Annotated in this window: 2 pseudogenes; both read left to right on the top strand. The window is 73.7% G+C overall.

Annotated elements, in window-relative coordinates:
* Nucleotides 1-5: 5 nt before the first annotated feature.
* Nucleotides 6-14,039 (top strand): annotated as a pseudogene (locus N8I87_RS00955) (type I polyketide synthase); the annotation flags it as partial.
* A pseudogene (locus tag N8I87_RS43950) lies at nt 14,032-24,146 on the top strand (type I polyketide synthase). The pseudogenes N8I87_RS00955 and N8I87_RS43950, both read left to right, overlap by 8 nt.

The raw sequence follows: 24,146 nt of genomic DNA, 5'->3' as shown, positions 1-24,146 counted from the left end.
AGCCCGACCGCGCCTTCAAGGACCTCGGCTTCGACTCCCTGACCGCAGTCGAACTCCGCAACAAGGTCAACACGGCGACCGGCCTCGCGCTGCCGCCCACGCTGGTCTTCGACTACCCCAACGCCACGGCGCTCGCCCGCTTCCTGCACAGCGAGCTGCTCGGATCGCAGGCCACCGCGCCACAGGACCAGCACGCGACCGCCGCCGACGACGAACCCATCGCCATCGTGGCGATGAGCTGCCACCTGCCCGGCGGCGTCGACTCGCCCGAGACCCTGTGGGACCTGGTGACGTCCGGCGGCGACGCCATCTCCGAGTTCCCGTCGAACCGCGGCTGGGACGTCGGGGCCCTCTACGACCCCGACCCCGATCGCCCCGGCAAGACGTACGCGCGCGACGGCGGATTCCTCTACGGCGCCACCGACTTCGACGCCGGCTTCTTCGGTATCTCGCCGCGCGAGGCCCTGGCGATGGACCCGCAGCAGCGCCTCCTGCTGGAGACCTCGTGGGAGGCCTTCGAGCGGGCCGGGATCACCCCCGCCCAGCTGCGCGGCAGCAGGACCGGCGTCTTCGTCGGCATGGCCTACCAGGGCTACGGAGCCGATGTGCGCCGCACGCCGGAAGGCGTCGAAGGACACCGGCTCGTCGGCGGCGCGTCCAGCGTCGTCTCCGGCCGGGTCGCCTACACCTTCGGCCTCGAAGGCCCCGCCCTCACGATCGACACGGCCTGCTCGTCGTCCCTGGTCGCCCTCCACCTGGCCATGCAGTCGCTGCGCAACGGCGAGTGCACGATGGCCCTGGCCGGCGGTGTCACCGTCATGGCCGGCCCGAACGTCTTCGTCGAGTTCAGCCGCCAGCGCGGACTGTCGCCCGACGGCCGCTGCAGGGCGTTCGGCGCCGGCGCGGACGGCACCGGCTGGTCCGAGGGCGTGGGTGTGGTGCTCGTGGAGCGGCTGTCGGACGCCGTGCGCAACGGCCACGAGGTCCTGGCGGTGGTACGGGGGAGCGCCGTCAACCAGGACGGCGCGTCCAACGGCCTGACCGCACCGAACGGTCCGGCGCAGCAGCGGGTCATCCGCCAGGCGCTGGCCTCGGCCGGACTCGCTCCGGGCGACGTGGACGCCGTCGAGGCGCACGGTACGGGGACGACGCTGGGTGACCCGATCGAGGCGCAGGCACTGCTCGCCACGTACGGGCAGGAGCGGCCGGAGGACCGGCCGTTGTGGCTGGGCTCGCTGAAGTCCAACATCGGCCACACACAGGCAGCCGCAGGCGTGGCAGGCGTGATCAAGATGGTCATGGCCATGCGCCACGGAGTGCTCCCGAAGACCCTGCACGTGGACGAGCCGACGCCGCACGTGGACTGGTCGGCCGGTGACGTCCGGCTCCTGACCGAGGCCGTCGCATGGCCCGAGTCGGACCACCCGCGTCGTGCCGCGGTCTCGTCCTTCGGTGTCAGCGGCACCAACGCCCACACCATCATCGAGCAGGCCCCCGCCACGGCGGAGCTGCCCCCCACGCCCGACTCCGGCGCGCTCGTGCCGTGGGTGCTGTCGGGAAAGGGCGAGCCGGCGCTGCGCGCCCAGGCGGCCCGGCTGGCCGGTCACCTCGACGCGAACGACGACTGGACGGCCTTCGACATCGGCCTCTCCCTGGCCTCCCGCGAGACGTTCGAGCACCGCGCGGTGCTCCTGGCACAGGGCTCGGACGAGCTCCGGCAAGCCCTCACCACTCTTGCCACCGGCGAACCGGCGGCGAACGTGACGCTGGGACGTGCCCGCACCGAGGGCAAGGTCGGCTTCCTGTTCTCGGGTCAGGGTTCGCAGCGGATCGGTATGGGGCGTGAGTTGTACGAGGTGTTCCCGGTCTTCGCCGATGTGTACGACGAGGTGTGTGCGCGTCTGGACGTGCCGGTGGACGTCGATGCCGAGACCCTGCACGAGACCGGGTGTGCCCAGCCCGCGCTGTTCGCGGTCGAGGTGGCGCTGTTCCGGCTCCTCGGATCGTGGGGTGTGCGGCCGGATTACGTGGCGGGTCACTCGGTGGGTGAGATCGCGGCCGCGCATGTGGCCGGGGTGCTGTCGCTGGACGATGCGGTGAAGCTGGTGTCGGCGCGTGCCGCGCTGATGCAGGCCCTGCCCACTGGTGGCGCGATGGTTGCTGTGCAGGCGGCCGAGGACGAGGTGCTGCCGCACCTGACGGACGAGGTCGGTATAGCGGCGGTCAACGGTCCTCGGTCCGTGGTGCTATCCGGAGCCGAGGACGCCGTGCTGGGGATCGCCGAGGTCTTCACTCAACAGGGCCGTAAGACCTCCCGGTTGAAGGTCAGTCATGCGTTCCACTCGCCGTTGATGGAGCCGATGCTGGAGGAGTTCGCCGAGGTCGTCCGTGGTCTGGTCTTCAACGAGCCGCGGATTCCCGTCGTTTCGAACCTCACCGGCCGCCTGGCCGAGCCGTACACCCCCGAGTACTGGGTCCAGCACGTGCGCGAAGCGGTGCGCTTCGCCGACAGTATCGAGACCCTCGGCGACCTGGGTGTGACCACCTTCGTCGAGATCGGTCCCGGCGGTGTCCTCAGCGCTCTGGCACAGGCCTGCGCGGACGACGTGGTTGCCGTGCCTGTGCTGCGCGCTGACCGGCCCGAGCGGCACGCCCTCGTCAGCGCGCTCGCCGAACTGCACGTGCACGGCGTCTCCCCGGACTGGCAGGCGCTCTTCGCCGGCGCGCACCGCGTCACCCTGCCCACCTACGCCTTCCAGCGCGAGCGGTTCTGGCTGGAGGGGGATGAGGACCTGGCCGCCACCGGCACCCCGGCCGACGCGGCGGACTCCGGCTTCTGGGACAGCGTGGAGCGCGAGGACGCGGAGTCCCTCGCCGCGACCCTGGGCGTCAGCACGGACGCCTCGCTGAGCGCGATCCTGCCCCGGCTGTCCGCGTGGCGCCGACAGCGCCGCGAGCAGTCCGTGGTCGACGGCTGGCGCTACCGCGTCACGTGGAAGCCGCTCGGCACGCTCCCGCAGCCCGGCGCGTCCGGGACCTGGCTGCTCGTCGTGGCCGGGGAGAGCGAGTGGACCGAATCGGTCCGCACCGCGCTGGGCGAGCACGGCCTGGAACTGGTGACGCTCGTCGCCGGACCCGCCACCGACCGCGGGACGCTGGCCCGCGAGCTGGCCGGCGTCGGCCCGGTGGCCGGCGTGCTGTCCCTGCTCGCCGAGGACGAGAGCGCCTCGGCCGGCCACCCCGGTCTGTCGCACGGCCTCGCCGCGACCCTCTGCCTGGTGCAGGCGCTCGGCGACGCCAGCGTCGACGCCCCACTGTGGTGCGCCACACGCGGCGCGGTGGCCACCGGCCGCTCCGACCGAGTGGACCACCCGCTGCAGTCGCAGGTGTGGGGCTTCGGCCGCGCGGCGGCGCTGGAACACCCGTGGCGCTGGGGCGGACTGCTCGACCTTCCCGATCTGCTGGATGCCCGTACGGCGGCCCGTGTGGCCGCCGTTCTCGGCCAGACGGCCGAGGACCAGGTGGCGGTCCGTGCCTCGGGAGTCTTCGGGCGCCGGTTCGTCCGGGCCACCCGTGCCACCGGCCCCGCCCAGGGGTGGTCGCCGCGCGGCACGGTGCTGATCACCGGTGGTACGGGTGCGCTGGGTGGGCACGTCGCCCGCTGGCTCGCCGGTGCGGGTGCCGAGCACCTGGTGCTCACCAGCCGCCGCGGCCTCGACGCGCCTGGAGCCGCGGAACTCGTCGCGGAGTTGGCAAAGCTCGGCGCGGCCGCGACCGTCGTGGCCTGTGACGTGGCCGACCGCGACGCCCTGCGGGTGCTGCTGGCCGAGCACCCCGTCAACGCCGTCGTCCACGCCGCGGGCGTCGGTGACCACGTCATGATCGAGGACTCCGACCCGGCCGGGTTCGCCGGCACGGTGGCGGCCAAGGCCGCGGGTGCCACCCACCTGGACGAACTGCTGGCCGGTCAGGAGCTCGACGCGTTCGTCATGTTCTCCTCGGGCGCCGGCATCTGGGGCGGCGCGAGCCAGGGCGCCTACTCGGCGGCCAACGCCTATCTGGATGCCCTCGCCGAGTACCGGCGGGCACGCGGGCGCACCGCGCTCGCCGTCTCCTGGGGCGGCTGGGCCGAGGGCGGCATGGCCGGCGTCGGCGACGGAGAGGAGATGCTGCGCCGCCGCGGCCTACCACCCATGCGGCCCGCCCTCGCGATCTCCGCGCTCCAGCAGGCGCTGGCCGACGGCGAGACCACCCTCACCGTCGCGGAATTCGACTGGGAGCGGTTCATCGGCCCGTTCACCGTCACCCGCCCCAGCGCCCTGTTCTCCGACGTGCCCGACGTACGCCGCGCCCTGGAGGCCCCGGCCTCCGGCGGCGCCGAAGCCGGCAACGCGCTCGCCGCGAAGCTGACCGGGCTGCCGGCCGGCGAGCAGGACCGCACGCTGGTGGACCTCGTCCGCACGCACGCGGCCGCCGTGCTCGGCCACGACGGCGCCGCGGCGGTGGAACCCGGCCGGGCGTTCAACGACCTCGGCTTCGACTCGCTCACCGCCGTCGAACTGCGCAACAAGCTCACGGCCGACACCGGCCTGAAGCTGCCCACCACGCTGGTCTTCGACTACCCGAACGCCACGGCCCTGGCCCGTTTCCTGCGCGCCGAACTGCTCGGTTCGCAGGGCGCCGCGCAGCAGGAGCAGCGCACTGCCGCCGCCGACGACGAACCCGTCGCGATCGTGGCCATGAGCTGCCGCCTCCCCGGCGGCGTCGGCTCGCCCGAGGACCTGTGGCAGCTCGTGACGTCCGGCGTCGACGTGATCTCCGGCTTCCCCGAGGACCGCGGCTGGGACGTCGAGGACCTCTACGACCCCGACCCGGGCACCCCGGGCAAGACGTACGCGCGCGACGGCGGCTTCCTGTATGACGCGGGCGACTTCGACGCCGCGCTGTTCGGGATCTCGCCGCGCGAGGCGCTCGCGATGGACCCCCAGCAGCGCCTGCTGCTGGAGGCCTCGTGGGAGGCGTTCGAGCGGGCCGGCATCGACCCGGCCTCCCTGAAGGGCAGCCGCACCGGCGTGTTCGTCGGCATGTCCTACCAGGGCTACGGCGCGGGCCTCCCGCAGATCCCCGAGGGCGTCGAGGGCCACTTGCTCACCGGCAGCGCCGCGAGCGTCGTCTCCGGGCGCGTGGCCTACTCGTTCGGCCTGGAGGGCCCGGCCGTCACCGTCGACACGGCGTGCTCGTCGTCGCTGGTCGCCCTGCACCTGGCCATCCAGTCGCTGCGGGGCGGCGAGAGCACGATGGCCGTCGCGGGCGGTGTGAACGTCATGGCCGTACCGGCCGCGTTCGTGGAGTTCAGCCGCCAGCGAGGGCTGGCCGCCGACGGCCGCTGCAAGGCGTTCGGCGCCGGTGCGGACGGCACCGGCTGGGCGGAGGGCGTGGGCGTGGTGCTCGTGGAGCGCCTCAGCGACGCCGTGCGCAACGGTCACGAGGTCCTCGCGGTCGTGCGGGGCAGTGCGGTGAACCAGGACGGCGCGTCCAACGGCCTGACCGCGCCCAACGGCCCCGCGCAGCAGCGGGTGATCCGCCAGGCCCTGGCCTCCGCCGGGCTCACCGAGGCCGACATCGACGCGGTGGAGGCCCACGGTACGGGTACGACGCTGGGTGACCCGATCGAGGCGCAGGCGCTGCTCGCCACGTACGGCCAGGAGCGCCCGGAGGACCGGCCGCTGTGGCTGGGTTCGCTGAAGTCCAACATCGGTCACGCCCAGGCGGCCTCCGGCGTGGCCGGTGTGATCAAGATGGTGATGGCGATGCGCCACGGCGTCCTTCCGCGGACGCTGCACGCCGATGAGCCGACGCCGCACGTGGACTGGTCGGCGGGCGCGGTGCGGCTGTTGACCGAGGCCGTGGAGTGGCCGGAGACGGACCGCCCGCGCCGGGCCGCCGTGTCGTCCTTCGGCGTCAGCGGCACCAACGCCCACACGATCATCGAGCAGGCCCCGGTGGCCGAACCGGTCCCCGTCGCACCGGTCGAGGTCGCCTCGGCGACCGTGCCGTGGGTACTGTCCGGCAAGTCCGAGGCCGCACTGCGCGCCCAGGCCGAGCGCCTGCTGTCCCTCACCGCTGACCGCGCCGAACCGTCCCTCACCGACGTCGCCTTCTCGCTGGCCACCACCCGGGCCGCCCTGGAGCACCGCGCCGCCGTGGTCGGTACCGACCGCGGCCGGATCGCCGAGGGCCTTCGGGCCCTGGCCGCGGGGGCGCCCGCTCCCGGCGTCGTACTCGGCCGCGCCGACGCCGGCCAGGTCGGCTTCCTGTTCTCCGGGCAGGGCTCCCAGCACATCGGCATGGGGCGGCAACTGTACGAGGCCTTCCCGGTGTTCGCGGAGGCCTACGACGAGGTCTGCGCCCACCTCGACCGGCACCTCGAGCGGCCACTGCGGGACGTGGCCTTCGGCGACAACGGCCACGAGGACGGCGAGGAACTGAACCGCACCGCCTTCACGCAGCCAGCGCTGTTCGCCCACGAGGTCGCCGTCCACCGGCTGCTGGAGTCGTGGGGCGTGCGGCCGGACTACCTGGCCGGGCACTCCGTGGGCGAGATCGCGGCCGCGCACGTGGCCGGGGCCCTGTCGCTGGAGGACGCGGCCGCACTGGTCACGGCTCGTGCCGCGCTGATGCAGGCCCTGCCCGCCGGCGGGGCGATGATCGCCGTCCAGGCCACCGAGGACGAGGTGCTGCCGCACCTCACGGACGACGCCGACATCGCGGCGGTCAACGGCCCCCGGTCCGTCGTGGTCTCCGGAACCGAGGACGCCGTAACGGCCGTCGCGGACTTCTTCGCCCGGGAGGGCCGCAAGACCTCCCGGCTCACCGTGAGCCACGCGTTCCACTCGCCGCTGATGGACCCCGTGCTCGAGGACTTCGCCCGCGTCGTCGGCGGTCTGCGCTTCGAGCCGCCCCGCATACCGGTCGTCTCGAACCTCACCGGTGAGCTCGTCGACGCGTACACGGCGGACTACTGGGTCCGGCACGTCCGCGAGGCCGTGCGCTTCGCCGACGGCATCCGGACCCTGGGCGAGCTGGGCGTGACCACGTTCGTGGAGACCGGCCCCGGGGCGGTGCTGAGCGCCATGGCCCAGGGCTGCCTGGACGGTGCGGTCACCATTCCCTCCGCACGGTCCGGCGACCCCGAGCCCGAGGCGATCACCGGCGCCGTCGCGCAACTCCATGTGCACGGCGTCCCCGTCGACTGGCAGGCGTATTTCGCCGGCCGCGGCGCCCGGCGCGCCGACCTGCCCACCTACGCCTTCCAGCACCAGCGGTACTGGCTGGAGACCACCGCGCCCACGGCCGCCGCCGTCGCGGGGGCCGACGCCGTGGAGGCCGGGTTCTGGGAGACGGTGGAGCGCGAGGACGCCCAATCCCTCGCCGCCACCCTCGACCTGCCTGCCGAGCAGTTGGATGCGGTGCTGCCCCGGCTGTCCGCGTGGCGCCGGCAGCAGCGCCGGGACTCCGCCGTGGAAGGCCGGTCCTACCGCACGGGCTGGAAGCCGCTCAGCGGCCTCCGGGCGCACGAACTGCCGGGCGACTGGCTGTTCCTGGTCACCGAGGACACTGAGGACACCGGGGACACCCCGGCCGTCGAGTGGACCGCTGCCGTCGCCGACGGGCTCATTGCCCGCGGGGCCCGGCTGGTCCGGGTGACGGTCGACCCGGCCGCCGACCGCGGCACACTGCTGCGGCAGCTCGGCGACGCCGTGCGGGGGACCCCGGTCGACGGTGTGATCTCCCTGCTCGGCACCGACGAGCGGCCCCACGCCGGACACCCGGCCCTCTCCGTCGGCACCGCGCTGTCCCTCGCGCTCGTCCAGGCGCTGGGCGACGCGGGCATCGACGCCCCGCTGTGGGTGCTGACCAGGTCCGCCATGTCCACCGGCCGGGCGGACGCGGTGCCGAGCGTCGCCCAGAACGCCGTCTGGGGTCTCGGCCGGGTCGCCGCGCTGGAGCACGCGCCGCGCTGGGGCGGTCTGATCGACCTCCCGGACACGGTCGACGACCGGGTCGCAGGACGCCTCGCCGCCGTGCTCGGCCAGTCGACCGAGGACCAGGTCGCGATCCGCGCCCGCGGCGTGTTCGGCCGCAGGCTGTCCCACACCGGCGCCCGCCGGAACACCCGGGCCGGACAACGGTGGTCGCCGCGCGGCACGGTGCTGATCACCGGTGGTACGGGTGCGCTGGGCGGGCATGTCGCCCGCTGGCTCGCCGGTGGGGGCGCCGAGCACCTGGTGCTCACCAGCCGCCGCGGTGCCGACGCGCCGGGCGCGGCGGGTCTCGCCGCGGAACTGGAGGCGACGGGTGTCCGTGTCACCGTCGCCGCGTGCGACGTCGCCGACCGTGAGGCGCTCGCCGCGCTGCTCGCCGAGCACCCGGTGAACGCCGTTGTCCATACGGCGGGCGTGGACCACCTGGAGCCGCTGGAAGCCATGACGCCAGGCGCCTTCGCCGATGTGCTGTCCGCCAAGGCAACCGGCGCCCTGCACCTAGACGCGCTCCTCGCCGACGGGGAACTCGACGCCTTCGTCCTCTTCTCGTCCATCGCCGGTGTGTGGGGCAGCGGCTACCAGGCCGCCTACGCGGCGGCCAACGCCCTGCTCGACGGGCTCGCCGAACGCCGCAGGGCCCAAGGCCTGCCGACGACCGCCGTGGCCTGGGGCCCGTGGGCCGACGGCGGCATGGCCGAGGCCGAGGGCGCGGACGAACGACTGCGCCGCCGCGGCCTGATCCCGATGCCCGCCGCGCTCGCCCTGGCCGGGCTCCGGCAGGCGCTGGACTCCGGCGAGGCGACCGCCACGGTGGCCGACGTCGACTGGGAGCGGTTCCTGCCCCCGTTCACCGTGGGCCGCACGAGCGCCCTGCTCGGCGACCTCCCGGAGGCCGAGCGCATCCTCACCGGGGGCAGCACCGCCGGCGGGCCCGGCACGGCCGCCGCCTCACCCCTGGCCGAGCGCCTCACCGGGATGCCCGAGACCGAGCAGCACGCACTGCTGGTCGACCTCGTCCGCACACATGCGGCGGCCGTCCTCGGCCATGACGGCGCCGGTGAGATCGAGGCCGACCGGGCCTTCAAGGATCTGGGTTTCGACTCCCTGACCGCCGTCGAACTGCGCAACAGGCTCAACGCCGAGACCGGGCTCGCACTGCCCGCCACGTTGGTCTTCGACCACCCCAACGCCCAGGCACTCGCCCGGCAGTTGCGCACCGAGCTCATCGGCCTCACCACCGCGGCCGTACCGGAAGTGGCCGCCGCGCCCGGCGAGGACGACGACCCCATCGTGATCGTCGGCATGGCGTGCCGCTACCCGGGCGGGGTGCGCTCGCCCGAGGACCTGTGGCAGCTGGTGGTCTCCGGCGGTGACGCCGTCGGCGACTTCCCGGCGGACCGCGGCTGGGACGTGGACGGCATCTACGACCCGGACCCGGAGGCGTCCGGCAAGACGTACACGCGCCGCGGTGGATTCCTTTACGAGGCGGGGGAGTTCGACCCGGGGTTCTTCGGGATCAGCCCGCGTGAGGCCGTGGCGATGGATCCGCAGCAGCGCCTGCTGCTGGAGACCACGTGGGAGACGTTCGAGCGGGCAGGCATCGACGCGGAGTCGGTGCGCGGCAGTCGTACCGGCGTGTTCGTCGGCTCCGGCTACCAGGACTACGCCGCCCAGGCCTTCCATGCGATCGACGATTCCGAGGGCTTCTTCGGTACGGGCAACTCGGCGAGCATCATGTCGGGCCGTATCGCCTACACCCTCGGCCTGGAAGGACCGGCCGTCACCGTCGACACGGCGTGCTCGTCATCACTCGTGGCCCTGCACTGGGCGGCCCAGGCCCTCCGTAACGGCGAGTGCTCCATGGCGCTGGCCGGCGGCGTGATGGTCATGTCCACCCCGCGGGCCTTCGTGGAGTTCAGCCGCCAGCGCGGCCTGTCGCCCGACGGCCGCTGCAGGGCGTTCGGCGCCGGCGCCGACGGCACGGGCTGGGCCGAGGGCGTAGGCATGCTCCTGGTGGAGCGGCTGTCCGACGCCCGCCGTAACGGCCACGAGGTCCTGGCGGTGGTACGGGGGAGCGCCGTCAACCAGGACGGCGCGTCCAACGGCCTGACCGCACCGAACGGTCCGGCGCAGCAGCGGGTCATCCGCCAGGCACTCACCTCCGCGGGCCTCACCGCAGCCGACATCGACGCCGTGGAGGCCCACGGTACGGGTACGACGCTGGGTGACCCGATCGAGGCGCAGGCGCTGCTCGCCACGTACGGCCGGGAGCGGCCTGGAGACCGGCCGTTGTGGCTGGGCTCGCTGAAGTCCAACATCGGTCACGCCCAGGCGGCCGCGGGTGTCGGCGGCATCATCAAGATGGTCATGGCCATGCGCCACGGCGTGCTCCCGAAGACCCTGCACGTGGACGAGGCGACGCCACACGTGGACTGGTCGTCCGGAGACGTCCGGCTGTTGACCGAGGCTGTGGAGTGGCCGGAGACGGACCACCCGCGCCGCGCCGCGATCTCGTCCTTCGGCGTCAGCGGTACCAACGCCCACACGATCATCGAACAGGCCCCGCCGGCCCCGGCCGAAGAGGCCACCACCGCTCCGGCGCCGGCCCTCCTGCCGTGGGTGCTCTCCGCCAGGAGCAGCGCTGCGCTGCGCGACCAGGCACGACGACTGCTGGCCTTCGTGGAGGACGGCACGTCACTGGCCGATGTCGGCTTCTCGCTGGCCACCACCCGGAGCGCCCTGCGCCACAGGGCGGCCGTCATCGGCGAGAGCACTGACGACTTCCGCCGCGGACTGGGCTACCTGGCCGCCGGAATGCCGTCACCCGGAGTTGTCCAGGGCCGGCCGGGAGGCAAGGTCGGCTTCCTGTTCTCGGGTCAGGGTTCGCAGCGGATCGGTATGGGGCGTGAGTTGTACGAGGTGTTCCCGGTCTTCGCCGATGCGTACGACGAGGTGTGTGCGCGTCTGGACGTGCCGGTGGACGTCGATGCCGAGACCCTGCACGAGACCGGGTGTGCCCAGCCCGCGCTGTTCGCGGTCGAGGTGGCGCTGTTCCGGCTCCTCGGATCGTGGGGTGTGCGGCCGGATTACGTGGCGGGTCACTCGGTGGGTGAGATCGCGGCCGCGCATGTGGCCGGGGTGCTGTCGCTGGACGATGCGGTGAAGCTGGTGTCGGCGCGTGCCGCGTCGATGCAGGCCCTGCCCACTGGTGGCGCGATGGTTGCTGTGCAGGCGGCCGAGGACGAGGTGCTGCCGCACCTGACGGACGAGGTCGGTATAGCGGCGGTCAACGGTCCTCGGTCCGTGGTGCTATCCGGAGCCGAGGACGCCGTGCTGGGGATCGCCGAGGTCTTCACTCAACAGGGCCGTAAGACCTCCCGGTTGAAGGTCAGTCATGCGTTCCACTCGCCGTTGATGGAGCCGATGCTGGAGGAGTTCGCCGAGGTCGTCCGTGGTCTGGTCTTCAACGAGCCGCGGATTCCCGTCGTTTCGAACCTCACCGGCCGCCTGGCCGAGCCGTACACCCCCGAGTACTGGGTCCAGCACGTGCGCGAAGCGGTGCGCTTCGCCGACAGTATCGAGACCCTCGGCGACCTGGGTGTGACCACCTTCGTCGAGATCGGTCCCGGCGGTGTCCTCAGCGCTCTGGCACAGGCCTGCGCGGACGAGGCCGTCACCGTGCCCGTCCTGCGTGCCGACCGCCCCGAGGGGCAGGCACTCGTGACGGCCCTGGCCCATCTGCACACGCACGGCGTGTCCGTGGACTGGAACGTGTTCTTCGCCGGTGCGCGGAAGACCGACCTGCCGACCTACGCCTTCCAGCACGAGCGGTACTGGGTCGACGCCCCGCGAACCGCTGCCGCCGCGCTGGCGGACCCGCTGGACGCGGAGTTCTGGGAGACCGTGGAGCGTGGGGACCTGCAGGCCCTCGCCGAGAGCCTGGGCATCGGGGCAGGGGATGCTTTCAGCGACGTACTGCCGCGGCTGTCGTCGTGGCGGCGGCAGCGCAAGGAGCAGTCAGCCGTGGACGGTTGGTGCTACGACGTCACCTGGAAAGGGATACCCGATCCCGCCCCGCAGAGCCCTGCCCGGATCGGTGTATGGCTGGTTCCGGTCAGCGTTGCGCACCTCGGCGACGACTGGGTCACCGCCTGCCTCCGCGGGCTGACCGAGCGGGGCCTGGCTCCGCTGCCGGTCCCGGTCGAGCCGGCCACCGACCGTGAGGACCTGACCGCGCAGCTCGCCCGGGCGGCCGGTGACGAGCCCGTGGCGGGCGTCCTGTCGCTGCTCGCCGTCGACGGCGAGGCCGCCCCGGCGGCCGCCGCACTGACCGCCGGCGTCGCGCTGTCCGTTCTGCTCGTCCAGGCCCTGGGTGACGCGGGCATCGACGCCCCGCTGTGGTGCGCGACCCGGAACGCGGTGGGCGTGAGCCCCGCCGAGGAGGTGGCGGATCCGTACCAGTCCCAGGTCTGGGGTCTGGGCCGGGTGGCGGCGCTGGAGCACGCGCCGCGCTGGGGCGGTCTGATCGACCTCCCGGACACGGTCGACGCCCGGGTCGTCGGCCGACTCGCCACGGTGCTCGGCCAGTCGGCCGAGGACCAGGTCGCGATCCGCGACCGCGGGCTGTTCGTACGGCGCCTGTCGCGGCTGCCCGCAGCCCGGAGCGACCGCTCGTGGTCGCCGCGCGGCACGGTGCTGATCACGGGTGGTACGGGTGCGCTGGGCGGGCACGTCGCCCGCTGGCTCGCCGGTGCGGGTGCCGAGCACCTGGTGCTCACCAGCCGCCGCGGCCCCGCGGCACCCGGCGCCGCCGGCCTCGAGGCCGAGCTGGAGGAGGCGGGCGTACGCGTGACCGTCGCCGCCTGTGACGTGGCCGACCGCGAGGCACTGGCCGCGCTGCTCGCCGAGCACCCGGTGAACGCCGTCGTCCACACGGCCGGCACCGCCGAGGCGGGCATGCTCGCCGAGACGAGCATCGGCGACTTCGCGGCGACGGTCGCCGCGAAGGCCCTCGGGGCCGTGCACCTCCACGAACTGCTCGGCGATCAGGAGCTGGACGCCTTCGTCCTCTTCTCCTCCGTCTCCGGCGTGTGGGGAGGCGGCGGGCAGGCCGCGTACTCGGCCGCGAACGCCTTCCTCGACGGCCTGGCGCAGCACCGGCGGGCCCGGGGCCTCACCGCGACCGCGATCGCCTGGGGCCCTTGGGGCGAGGGCGGCATGGTCGCCGACGCCGGTGACGAGGAGCGGTTGCGACAGCGTGGCCTGACCGTGCTGCGGCCGGACCGGGCGATCTCCGCGCTGCACGGTGCGCTGAGCGGCGGGGACGGCACCCTCACCGTGGCCGACGTGGACTGGCGGCGGTTCGTCGTGCCGTTCACCGTCAGCAGGCCGAGCGCGCTGCTGAGCGACCTGCCCGAGGTCAGGGACGCCCTCGCGGAGGAGCCCGCCGAGCGGGCCGCGGAGCCGTCCGCGCTCAAGGAGAAGCTGTCGACGCTGTCCGAGGGCGAACAGCAACGCCTGCTCGTGGACACGGTGTGCGCGCACGCGGCGGCCGTACTCGGCCACAACGGCTCCGTGGCTGTGGAACCGGACCTGGCGTTCCGGGACCTCGGCTTCGACTCCCTCACCGCGGTGGAGCTGCGCAACCTGCTCATCGCCGACACCGGCCTGACCCTGCCCGCGACGCTCGTCTTCGACCACCCGACGCCCGAGGCGATCGCCCGCTACCTGCAGAGCGAACTCGTCGGCGAGACGGGCCCGGACGAGGTGTCGGTCTTCGGCGAGCTCGACCGGCTGGAGTCGGTGATCTCGACGGCCGCCTCCACCGAGGAGACGGTCCGGTCGGGGATGCGAAGGCGGCTGCAGGAGCTGCTGTCCCTGGTGAACTCCGCCGGAGAGCAAGGTGCGGAATCGGCCGATGCGCAGCGGCAGCTCCAGGACGCGACGGTCGACGACATCTTCGATCTGATCGATCAAGATCTAGAAAATTCCTAGTTCTTGGCGCCCTACCTTTAACGACAGCCGAGGACGGATGAGGCGGATGAGCAGCAACGAAGACAGGCTTCTCGAGTATCTCAAGCGCGTCACCGGAGACCTTCGTCAGGTCCGGGAGCGCCTTCGCGAGGTCCAGGAGAAGGACCAGGAACCCATCGCGATCGTCGGCATGGCGTGCCGGTATCCGGGCGGGGTGCGTTCGCCGGAGGACCTGTGGCAGCTGGTGGTCTCCGGTGGTGACGCGGTCGGCGAGTTCCCGGCGGACCGGGGCTGGGACGTGGACGGCATCTACGACCCGGACCCGGAGGCGACGGGGAAGACGTACGCACGGCACGGTGGATTCCTTTACGAGGCGGGGGAGTTCGACCCGGGGTTCTTCGGGATCAGCCCGCGTGAGGCCGTGGCGATGGATCCGCAGCAGCGCCTGCTGCTGGAGACCACGTGGGAGACGTTCGAGCGGGCAGGCATCGACGCGGAGTCGGTGCGTGGCAGCCGCACCGGAGTCTTCGTCGGCTCCGGCTACCAGGACTACGTCAACCTCCTGGTCGGGGTGGGCGGCGAGTCCGACGGCCATCTCGGGACCGGCAACTCCGCCAGTGTGATGTCCGGCCGTATCGCCTACACGTTCGGACTGGAGGGCCCGGCGGTCACCGTCGACACGGCGTGTTCGTCGTCGCTGGTGGCGCTGCACTGGGCGATCCAGGCGCTGCGCGGCGGCGAGTGCTCCATGGCGCTGGCAGGCGGCGTGCAGGTGATGACCACGCCTACCGCGTTCGTGGAGTTCAGCCGCCAGCGCGGGCTCGCCCCTGACGGACGGTGCAAGGCGTTCGGCGCCGGCGCCGACGGCACCGGCTGGGCCGAGGGCGTGGGCATGCTCCTGGTGGAGCGGCTGTCCGACGCCCGCCGCAACGGGCACCGGGTCCTGGCCGTGGTGCGGGGCAGCGCCGTGAACCAGGACGGCGCGTCCAACGGCCTGACCGCGCCGAACGGTCCGGCGCAGCAGCGGGTCATCCGCCAGGCCCTGGCATCGGCCGGGCTGTCTCCCGCCCAGATCGACGTCGTCGAGGCGCACGGTACGGGTACGACGCTGGGTGACCCGATCGAGGCGCAGGCGCTGCTCGCCACGTACGGCCGGGAGCGGCCTGGAGACCGGCCATTGTGGCTGGGCTCGCTGAAGTCCAACATCGGTCACTCGCAGGCGGCCGCGGGTGTCGGCGGCATCATCAAGATGGTCATGGCCATGCGCCACGGCGTGCTCCCGCGGACCCTGCACGTGGACGAGCCGACGCCGCACGTGGACTGGTCGGCGGGTGCGGTGCGGCTGCTGGCACAGGCCGTGGAGTGGCCGGAGACCGATCATCCGCGCCGAGCCGCCGTGTCGTCCTTCGGCGTCAGCGGCACCAACGCCCACACCATCATCGAGCAGGCGCCGGCCCAGGACGAGGAGCCCGCAGAGGCTCTGGCCGACGGCCCGCTGGCGTGGGTGCTCTCCGCCAGGAGCGACGCGGCGCTCAAGGCCCAGGCGGCCCGGCTGCTGCCCTTGGCACGGGGCGAGGTCCGGCCGCAGGACGTCGGGCTGTCGCTGGCCACGACCCGCACGGCCATGCGTCACCGGGCCGCCGTCGTCGGGGAGAGCCGTGAGGAACTCCTCCTCGGGCTGGAGGAGTTGGCCAGCGGGACCCCTTCGTCCCGTGTACTGCTGGGGCGCCCGGCCGGCGGCAAGACCGGCTTCCTCTTCTCGGGGCAGGGCTCGCAGCGCATCGGCATGGGGCGCGAACTGTATGCGGCGTTCCCCGTCTTCGCCACGGCCTACGACGAGGTGTGCGCGCACCTGGACGCCCCGGTCGACGTCGATACCGAAACACTGCACCGGACCGGGTGCACCCAGCCCGCGCTCTTCGCGGTCGAGGTGGCCCTGTTCCGGCTCCTCGAATCATTGGGCGTCCGGCCCGACTTCGTCGTGGGCCACTCCGTGGGCGAGATCGCGGCCGCGCACGTGGCCGGTGCGCTGTCCCTCGACGACGCGGCGAAGCTGGTGTCCGCGCGCGCCGCGCTGATGCAGGCGCTGCCCGCGGGCGGCGCGATGGTCGCCGTACAGGCCACCGAGGAGGAAGTCCTGCCCCACCTCACCGACGGGGTGAGCATCGCCGCGGTCAACGGCCCCTCGTCGGTGGTGGTTTCCGGTGACGAGACGGCGGCCCTGGCGATTGCCGCGGGCTTCGCCGAGCAGGGCCGCAAGACGTCCCGGCTGAAGGTCAGTCACGCCTTCCACTCGCCGTTGATGGACCCGATGCTGGAGGAGTTCGCCGGGGTCGTGCGCGGCCTGGCCTTCGAGAAGCCCCGACTCCCCGTCGTCTCCGACCTCACGGGTCGGCTCGTCGAGGCCTACACGCCCGAGTACTGGGTCCGGCACGTCCGCGAGGCCGTCCGCTTCGCCGACGGCGTGCGGACCCTGCACGAGCTGGGCGTGAAGACCTTCGTCGAGATCGGCCCGGGCGGTGTCCTCAGCGCCATGGCGCAGGGCTGTGTGGACGAGGCGGTCACCGTGCCCGTCCTGCGCGGTGACCGCCCCGAGCGGCAGGCACTCGTGACGGCCCTGGCCCATCTGCACACGCACGGCGTCGCGGTGGACTGGAGCGTCCTCTTCGCCGGTGCGCGGAAGACCGACCTGCCGACGTACGCGTTTCAGCACGAGCGGTACTGGGTGCAGACGCGGGAGCCCGCCGCTGCCGCCGCGGCGGTGGACCCGGTGGACGTGGAGTTCTGGGAGACCGTCGAGCGCGAGGACCTGCAGGCCCTCGCCGCGACCCTGGACATCGGCGCGGGGGACGCGTTCAGCGATGTGCTGCCGAGGCTGTCGTCATGGCGGCGGCAGCGCAAGGAGCAGTCGGCCGTCGACGACCGGCGCTACCGCGAGTCGTGGAAGCGGCTGGGCGAGCTCGCTCCGGCCGGTATCGGCGGCACCTGGCTGTTGGCCGTGCCGGAGGAGGAGACCGAGCAGACCGCCGTGGTCCGCACCGCGCTCACCGCTCGCGGCGCCACTGTGAAGACGCTGGTCGTCGGCGCGGCGAGCGACCGCGCCGGTCTGGCCGGGGAGCTGGCCGGGATCGGGCCGGTCGACGGCGTGCTGTCCCTGCTCGTCACCGGCGACCCCGTGCTGCCCACCCTGCTGCTCGTCCAGGCGCTGGGCGACGCGGACGTCGACGCCCCGCTGTGGTGCGCCACCTCGGGCGCGGTGGCCGTGAGCGGTTCCGACGTCTTACGCGACGCCCGGCACGCCCAGGTCTGGGGCCTGGGCCGCACCGTCGCCCTGGAGCTGCCCCGGCGCTGGGGCGGGCTGATCGACCTGCCGGAGACCGTCGACGAGCAAGCCGCCGCACGCCTGGCCGACGTGCTGGGACAGGCGCTGACGGGCCCCTGGAAGGAGGACCAGCTCGCCGTCCGCGCCTCCGGCGTCTTCGCCCGGCGGCTCGCCCATGCACCGGCACGCGCGGCCACCCACCGCTGGCAACCCCGCGGCACCGTCCTCGTCACCGGTGGTACGGGCGCGCTGGGCGGCCACGTCGCCCGCTGGCTGGCGCGCGGCGGCGCCGAACACCTCGTCCTCACCAGCCGCCGGGGCGCGGACGCCCCGGCGCCGCCACCCTGCGTGATGAGTTGGAGGACCTCGGCGCCCGCGTCACGCTCGCCGCCTGCGACATGGCCGACCGCGACGCCGTGGCGGCACTGCTCGCCGAGCACGCCTTCACCGCCGTCGTGCACGCCGCCGGAGTCGCCGACGCCGGCATGGTGGACGCCACCACCCCGGCCGCCTTCGCCGCCGCGCTCGCCGCCAAGGCCGGCGGCGCGGCGCACCTGGACGAACTGCTGGGCGACCAGGAACTCGACGCCTTCATCCTCTTCTCCTCCATCTCCGGCGTCTGGGGCAGCGGCGGCCAGGCCGCCTACGCCGCCGGCAACGCCTTCCTCGACGCTCTCGCCCGGCACCGCCGCGACCGCGGCCTCACCGCGACCGCCCTCTCCTGGGGCCCCTGGGCCGACGGCGGCATGGTCGAGGACGGCGACGACGAGGAGCGGCTGCGCCGCCGCGGCCTTCGCGCGATGACCCCCGCGTCGGCGATCACCTCCCTGCAGCGCGCGCTCGACCACGACGAGACCCTGCTGACCGTGGCCGACGTGGACTGGTCGCGCTTCATCGTGCCGTTCACCCTCGGCCGTCCCAGCCCGCTGCTCGGCGACCTCCCCGAGGTGCGCGCGACGCTCGCGCAGGACGCCCCCGAGGCGGGCCACGGCTCCGGGGCGCTCGCCGAGAGCCTGGCCGGGCTGTCGCCCGAAGACGGCGCTCGCGCCCTCGTGGACCTCGTGCGCACGCACGCCGCCGCCGTCCTCGGCCACCGCGAAGTGGGCGCCGTCGAGGCCGACCGGCCCTTCAGGGACCTCGGCTTCGACTCCCTGACCGCGGTGGAACTGCGCAACCGCATCAACGAGGCCACCGGCCTCGCCCTGCCCACGACGCTGGTCTTCGACCACCCCACGGCCGCGGACCTCGCCGCCCACCTGCTCGCCGAACTCACCGGCGGCCAGAACGCGAACGCCCCGGCCACGGCGGCCGCCGCGGTGCTGGACGAGCCGATCGCCATCATCGCGATGGCCTGCCGCTACCCCGGCGGCGTGCGCTCGCCCGAGGACCTGTGGGAGCTGGTCGCCTCCGGCCGCGACGCGGTCTCCCGCTTCCCCGGCAACCGCGGCTGGGACGTCGAGGCGCTCTACCACCCGGACCCCGACCACCCCGGCACCACGTACACCACCCAGGGCGGATTCCTGCACGACGCGGACGAGTTCGACCCCGCGGTCTTCGGCATCAGCCCGCGCGAGGCCGTCGCCATGGACCCGCAGCAGCGCCTGCTGCTGGAGACCGCCTGGGAGGCCTTCGAACGCGCCCGGATCGCCCCCGACGCGATGCGCTCCACCGCCACAGGCGTCTTCGTCGGCTCCGGCTACCAGGACTACACCGGCCGCCCGCTCAAGGTGCCCGACGGCGTCGAGGGCTACCTCCCCAGTGGCAACGCGGCCAGCGTGATCTCCGGTCGGCTCTCCTACGCCTTCGGACTGCAAGGCCCGTCGGTCACCGTCGACACCGCGTGCTCGTCCTCGCTGACCGCCCTCCACCTCGCCGTGCAGGCGCTGCGGGGCGGCGAGTGCTCCATGGCCCTGGCCGGCGGCGTGATGGTGATGGCCGGACCGTCCGCGTTCACGATGTCGAGCCGGCAGCGCGCGCTGTCCGCCGACGGCCGCTGCAAGGCGTTCTCCTCGTCCGCCGACGGCACCGGCTTCGCCGAGGGCGTGGGCCTGGTCCTGGTGGAGCGGCTGTCCGACGCCCGCCGCAACGGGCACGAGGTCCTGGCCGTCGTGCGGGGCAGCGCGGTCAACCAGGACGGCGCCTCCAACGGCCTGACCGCGCCCAGCGGCAAGGCCCAGCAGCAGGTCATCCGGCAGGCGCTGGCCAACGCCCGGCTCACCCCGGACGAGGTGGACGCCGTGGAGGCCCACGGCACCGGAACCCGGCTCGGCGACCCGATCGAGGCGCAGGCGCTGCTGGCCACGTACGGCAAGGAGCGCTCCGAGGACCGGCCGCTGTGGCTCGGCTCGCTGAAGTCCAACATCGGCCACGCGCAGGCGGCCGCGGGCGTCGGCGGCGTCATCAAGATGGTGATGGCCATTCGCAACGGCATCCTGCCGCGGACGTTGCACGTCGACGAGCCGACCCCGGACGTCGACTGGGCCGGCGGGAACGTGCGCCTGCTCACCGAGCAGACCACCTGGCCCGACCTGGACAGGCCACGGCGTGCGGCCGTGTCCTCGTTCGGGCTGAGCGGCACCAACGTGCACACCGTCATCGAGCAGGCTCCGCGGACCGCGCCCGCCGCCGAGGGCGAGCAGTCCCCCGTAGTGCGGGACGCGACCGCCGCCCGGCCCCTGGACGTGGTCCCGTGGGCGCTGTCCGCGAAGACCGCCCGGTCCCTGCGCGAGCAGGCCCGCCGGCTGCTGAACCACCTCGACCGCACCGAAGGGCTGTCCCTGCCCGACGTCGGCCGCGCCCTCGTCACCACGCGGACGCGGCTGGAGCAGCGGGCCGTGGTCGTCGGCCACGACCGGCACGAGCTGCGGTCCGGGCTCGCGGCGCTCGCCGACGGCGCACCCGCGGACACCGTGGTCCAGGGCACCGCCGCGGCCGTTGGCAGGGTCGCCTTCGTCTTCCCCGGTCACGGCTCGCAGTGGACCGAGATGGCCCGCGAACTGCTGGACACCTCCCCGGTCTTCGCCGAGCAGGCGAGGGCCTGCGCCGGGGCGTTCGCCCCCTACCTCGACTGGCCGCTGCTCGACGTCCTGCGCGCCGAACCCGATGCGCCGGACGTGGCCGAGGTGGAGGTCGCCCAGCCCGCGCTGTTCACGGTGATGGTGTCCCTGGCCGCCCTGTGGCGCTCCTACGGTGTGACGCCTGGCGCCGTCGTCGGCCATTCGCAGGGCGAGGTCGCCGCCGCGTACGTCGCGGGCGCGCTGACGCTGGACGACGCGGCCCGGATCGTGGCCCTGCGCAGCCGGACGCTGACCAAGCTCATCGGCAAGGGCGCCATGCTCGCGGTCGCCATGCCCGCCGACCAGGTTCGTGCGCGGCTGGAGAAGTACGGGGACCGGCTGTCGGTCGCCGCCGTGAACGGGCCCGCCGCCCTGACCGTCTCCGGACAGCCCGATGCGGTCGACGAACTCCTGGCGGAACTTCAGGGCGAGGGCGTGCGTGTGCGCAAGGTCCGCGGCGCCACCGGTGCCGGGCACTCCGCCCAGGTCGAGAGCCTGCGCCCCGAACTCCTGGAGCAGTTGGCCCCGGTCGCGCCGGGCGCGGCGGACATCCCCTTCTACTCCACGGTGACCGGCACGGTGCTGAACACCACCGCCCTGGACGCCGGGTACTGGTACCGCAACGCGCGGCACACGGTGGAGTTCGAGCGGTCCGTACGGACGCTGCTGGCGGACGGGCACACGGTGTTCGTCGAGTGCAGCCCGCATCCGCTGCTGGCCGGCGCGGTGCAGGAGATCGCGGAGGAGGCCGGTGCCGACGCCGTGACCGGCGCCTCGCTGCGCAGAGGCGAGGGCGGCATGGACCGCTTCCTGCGCTCCGTGTCCGAACTGCACGTGAGCGGCGTACCCGTGGACCTGACGGTCCCCTTCGCCGGGCATCCGGTACGGTGCGTGGACCTGCCGACGTACGCGTTCCAGCGACAGCGGTACTGGCTGGAGAGCGCCGACCCGGCGCCCGCGGGCGCCGATCCGGTCGAGGCAGGGTTCTGGGAGCTGGTGGAGAACACGGACCTGTCCGGGCTCGCCGAGGAACTCGGGGCGGACGACGCCGCCCTCGTCGGCCCGGCGCTGCCGGTGCTGTCCGCGTGGCGTCGGCGCGGCCGGGAGAAGTCCACGGTGGACGGCTGGCGCTACCGCGTCTCCTTCCGGCGGCTGACCGACCACCCGGCCCCCGGCCTGCACGGCCTGTGGCTCGCCGTCCTGCCCGCCGGGCTGGCGGACGAGCAGTGGGCACCCTGCGTCGTCGGCGTGCTCGGCGCCCACGGCGCCAAGGTGCGGGTCGTCGAACTCCCCGTCGACTGCGACCGCGCGCAGGCCACGCAGCGGCTCGCCGAGGAGCTCGGCGGCGAACAGCCCACCGGTGTCCTGTCGATGCTCGGCCTCGCCCCCGGCACCCACCCGCTCCACCCGACGTTGTCGGCGAGCCTCGCCACGACCGTCACCCTGGTGCAGGCGCTCGGCGACGTGGACGTCCAGGCACCGCTGTGGTGCGCGACCAGCGGAGCCGTGTCCACCGGAGCCGGCGACCCGCTGCGCGACGCGGGCCAGGCACAGCTCTGGGGCCTGGGCGTCGTCGCCGCACTGGAACTGCCCCGGCGCTGGGGCGGTCTCGTCGACCTGCCCGAGAAGCTGGACGAGCACGCGCTGCGCCGACTGGCCGGAGTGCTGGCCCAGCACGACGAGGATCAGCTCGCCGTACGTGCCGACGGCGTGTTCGGCCGGCGCATGCTCCGGGCGCGGCCCGCCGACGCGGAGCCCGTGACCCCGTGGCAGCCCCGTGGCACCGTCCTGGTCACCGGCGGAACCGGCGGCGTGGGCCGGCACCTGGCCAGCTGGCTGGCGGGCGCGGGCGCGCAGCACCTGGTGCTCACCAGCAGGAGCGGGCCCGACGCCCCCGGTGCGCCGGAACTGCGCGCGGAGCTGACCGCCCTGGGCGCCGAAGTGACCATCGCCGCCTGCGACATCGCCGACCGCGACGCCCTCGCGCGGCTGCTCGCCGGCATCGAGTCCCGGCACCCGCTCACCGCGGTGCTGCACGCCGCCGGCACGGCACGGTCGTCCATGCTGGCCGACGCCGGTCTCGACGAGTTCGCCGAAGCCGCGGCCGCCAAGGTCACCGGCGCCGTCCACCTCGACGAGTTGCTCGACGGCCGTGAGCTGGACGCGTTCGTCCTCTTCGCCTCCGGTGCCGGCGTCTGGGGCAGCGGTGGCCAGGCCTCCTACGCCTGTGCCAACGCCTTCCTCGACGCCCTGGCGCTGCGGCGGCGGGCCCGCGGCCTGACCGCGACCTCGGTCGCCTGGGGCGGCTGGGCGGGCGGCGGCATGGTCGACGACGCGATCCAGGAGCGTGGCGAGCGGCGGGGCCTGGGCGTCATGGCCCCCGAACTCGCGATCTCCGCCCTGCGCCAGGCCGTCGAGCACGACGAGGCGGCCCTCACCGTCGCCCCGATCGACTGGGAGAAGTTCCTGCCCGTCTTCACCGTGGCACGGCCCAGCCCGCTACTGGCCGATCTGCCCGACGTACAGCGGCTCCTGGAGGCAGAGCGGGCCGCCGACGAGGAGACCGGCGACGGAGCGACGCTGGCGACCGAACTCGCCGCACTCGCCCCGGCCGAGCGGGAGGAGCGGCTGCTGGAGCACATCCGCGCCCAGAGCGCCGTGGTCCTCGGTCACGCGTCGGCCGAGGACGTGCTGCCCACCGCGCACTTCCTGGAGCTCGGCTTCGACTCGCTCACCGCGATCGACCTGCGCCGGCGCCTGTCGGCGGCGACCGGTCTCCACCTGCCCGCCGGACTGGCCTTCGACCATCCCACGCCCGCCAGGCTCGCCAAGCACCTGCTGACGCGGCTCCAGGGCGCCGGCCGCGGTGCGGCGCAGGAGCGGCCCGCCGACATGCTGGTGCAGCTCTACCGGCACGCGAGCGAGAACGGGACGGCCGCCGAGGCCATGGGGATGCTGATGGAGGCGGCCCGCTTTCGGCCTTCGTTCGAGCGGCCCGAGGAACTGGCCCAGCGGCCCGCCCCGGTACGGCTGTCGCAGGGCGACCGTCCCCTGGCGCTGATGTGCTTCTCGCCGTACGTCGTACCGGCCGGAGCGCACCAGTACGCGCGGCTCGCCGCACCCTTCCGCGACCGACTGGACGTGTGGGCGCTGCTCAACCCCGGCTACGAGAAGGGCGAGCCGCTTCCGTCCGACCCGGACGCTGTGCTCCGGCTGCACGCCCAGACCGTACGGGAGTGCGCCGGCGGAAAGCCGGTCGTCCTGCTCGGCTACTCCTCCGGCGGCTGGATCGCCCACGGCGTGGCGGCACATCTGGAGGCCATGGGCGAGCAGCCGGCGGCCGTGGTGATGGTCGACAGCTTCAGCCGCGAGATCCCCTTCGACCACCAGGTGCTCAACGCCATGGCCCAGGCACAGTCGCAGCGCCTGGACTTCATGAGGTCCGGCGGCGAACAGCTCACCGCGATGGGCCGCTATATGCGCCTGTTCGACGACTGGGCCGCGCCGCGGATCGCCGCGCCGACCCTGCTCGTACGGGCGAGCGAGCCCGTGCCGGCCGGTGCCGCGGACGGCGACGGGCGCGCGGCACCGCCCGAGCACGTGGACACGATCGTCGAAGTGACCGGAAACCACTACTCGATGGTGGAGGACCACGCCGGCACCACCGCGGCGGCGGTGGATTCCTGGCTGGCGGACACCGTCACCGATGCATCCGGCGCCGCAGCACCTCCGGACGCCACGACCGCATGA

Origin of the sequence: Streptomyces sp. HUAS 15-9 (genome assembly GCF_025642155.1) — a bacterium.
GTDB lineage: Bacteria > Actinomycetota > Actinomycetes > Streptomycetales > Streptomycetaceae > Streptomyces.
The sequence above is the reverse complement of the archived record's forward strand: the minus strand, read 5'-3'. Positions and strand labels throughout refer to the sequence as shown.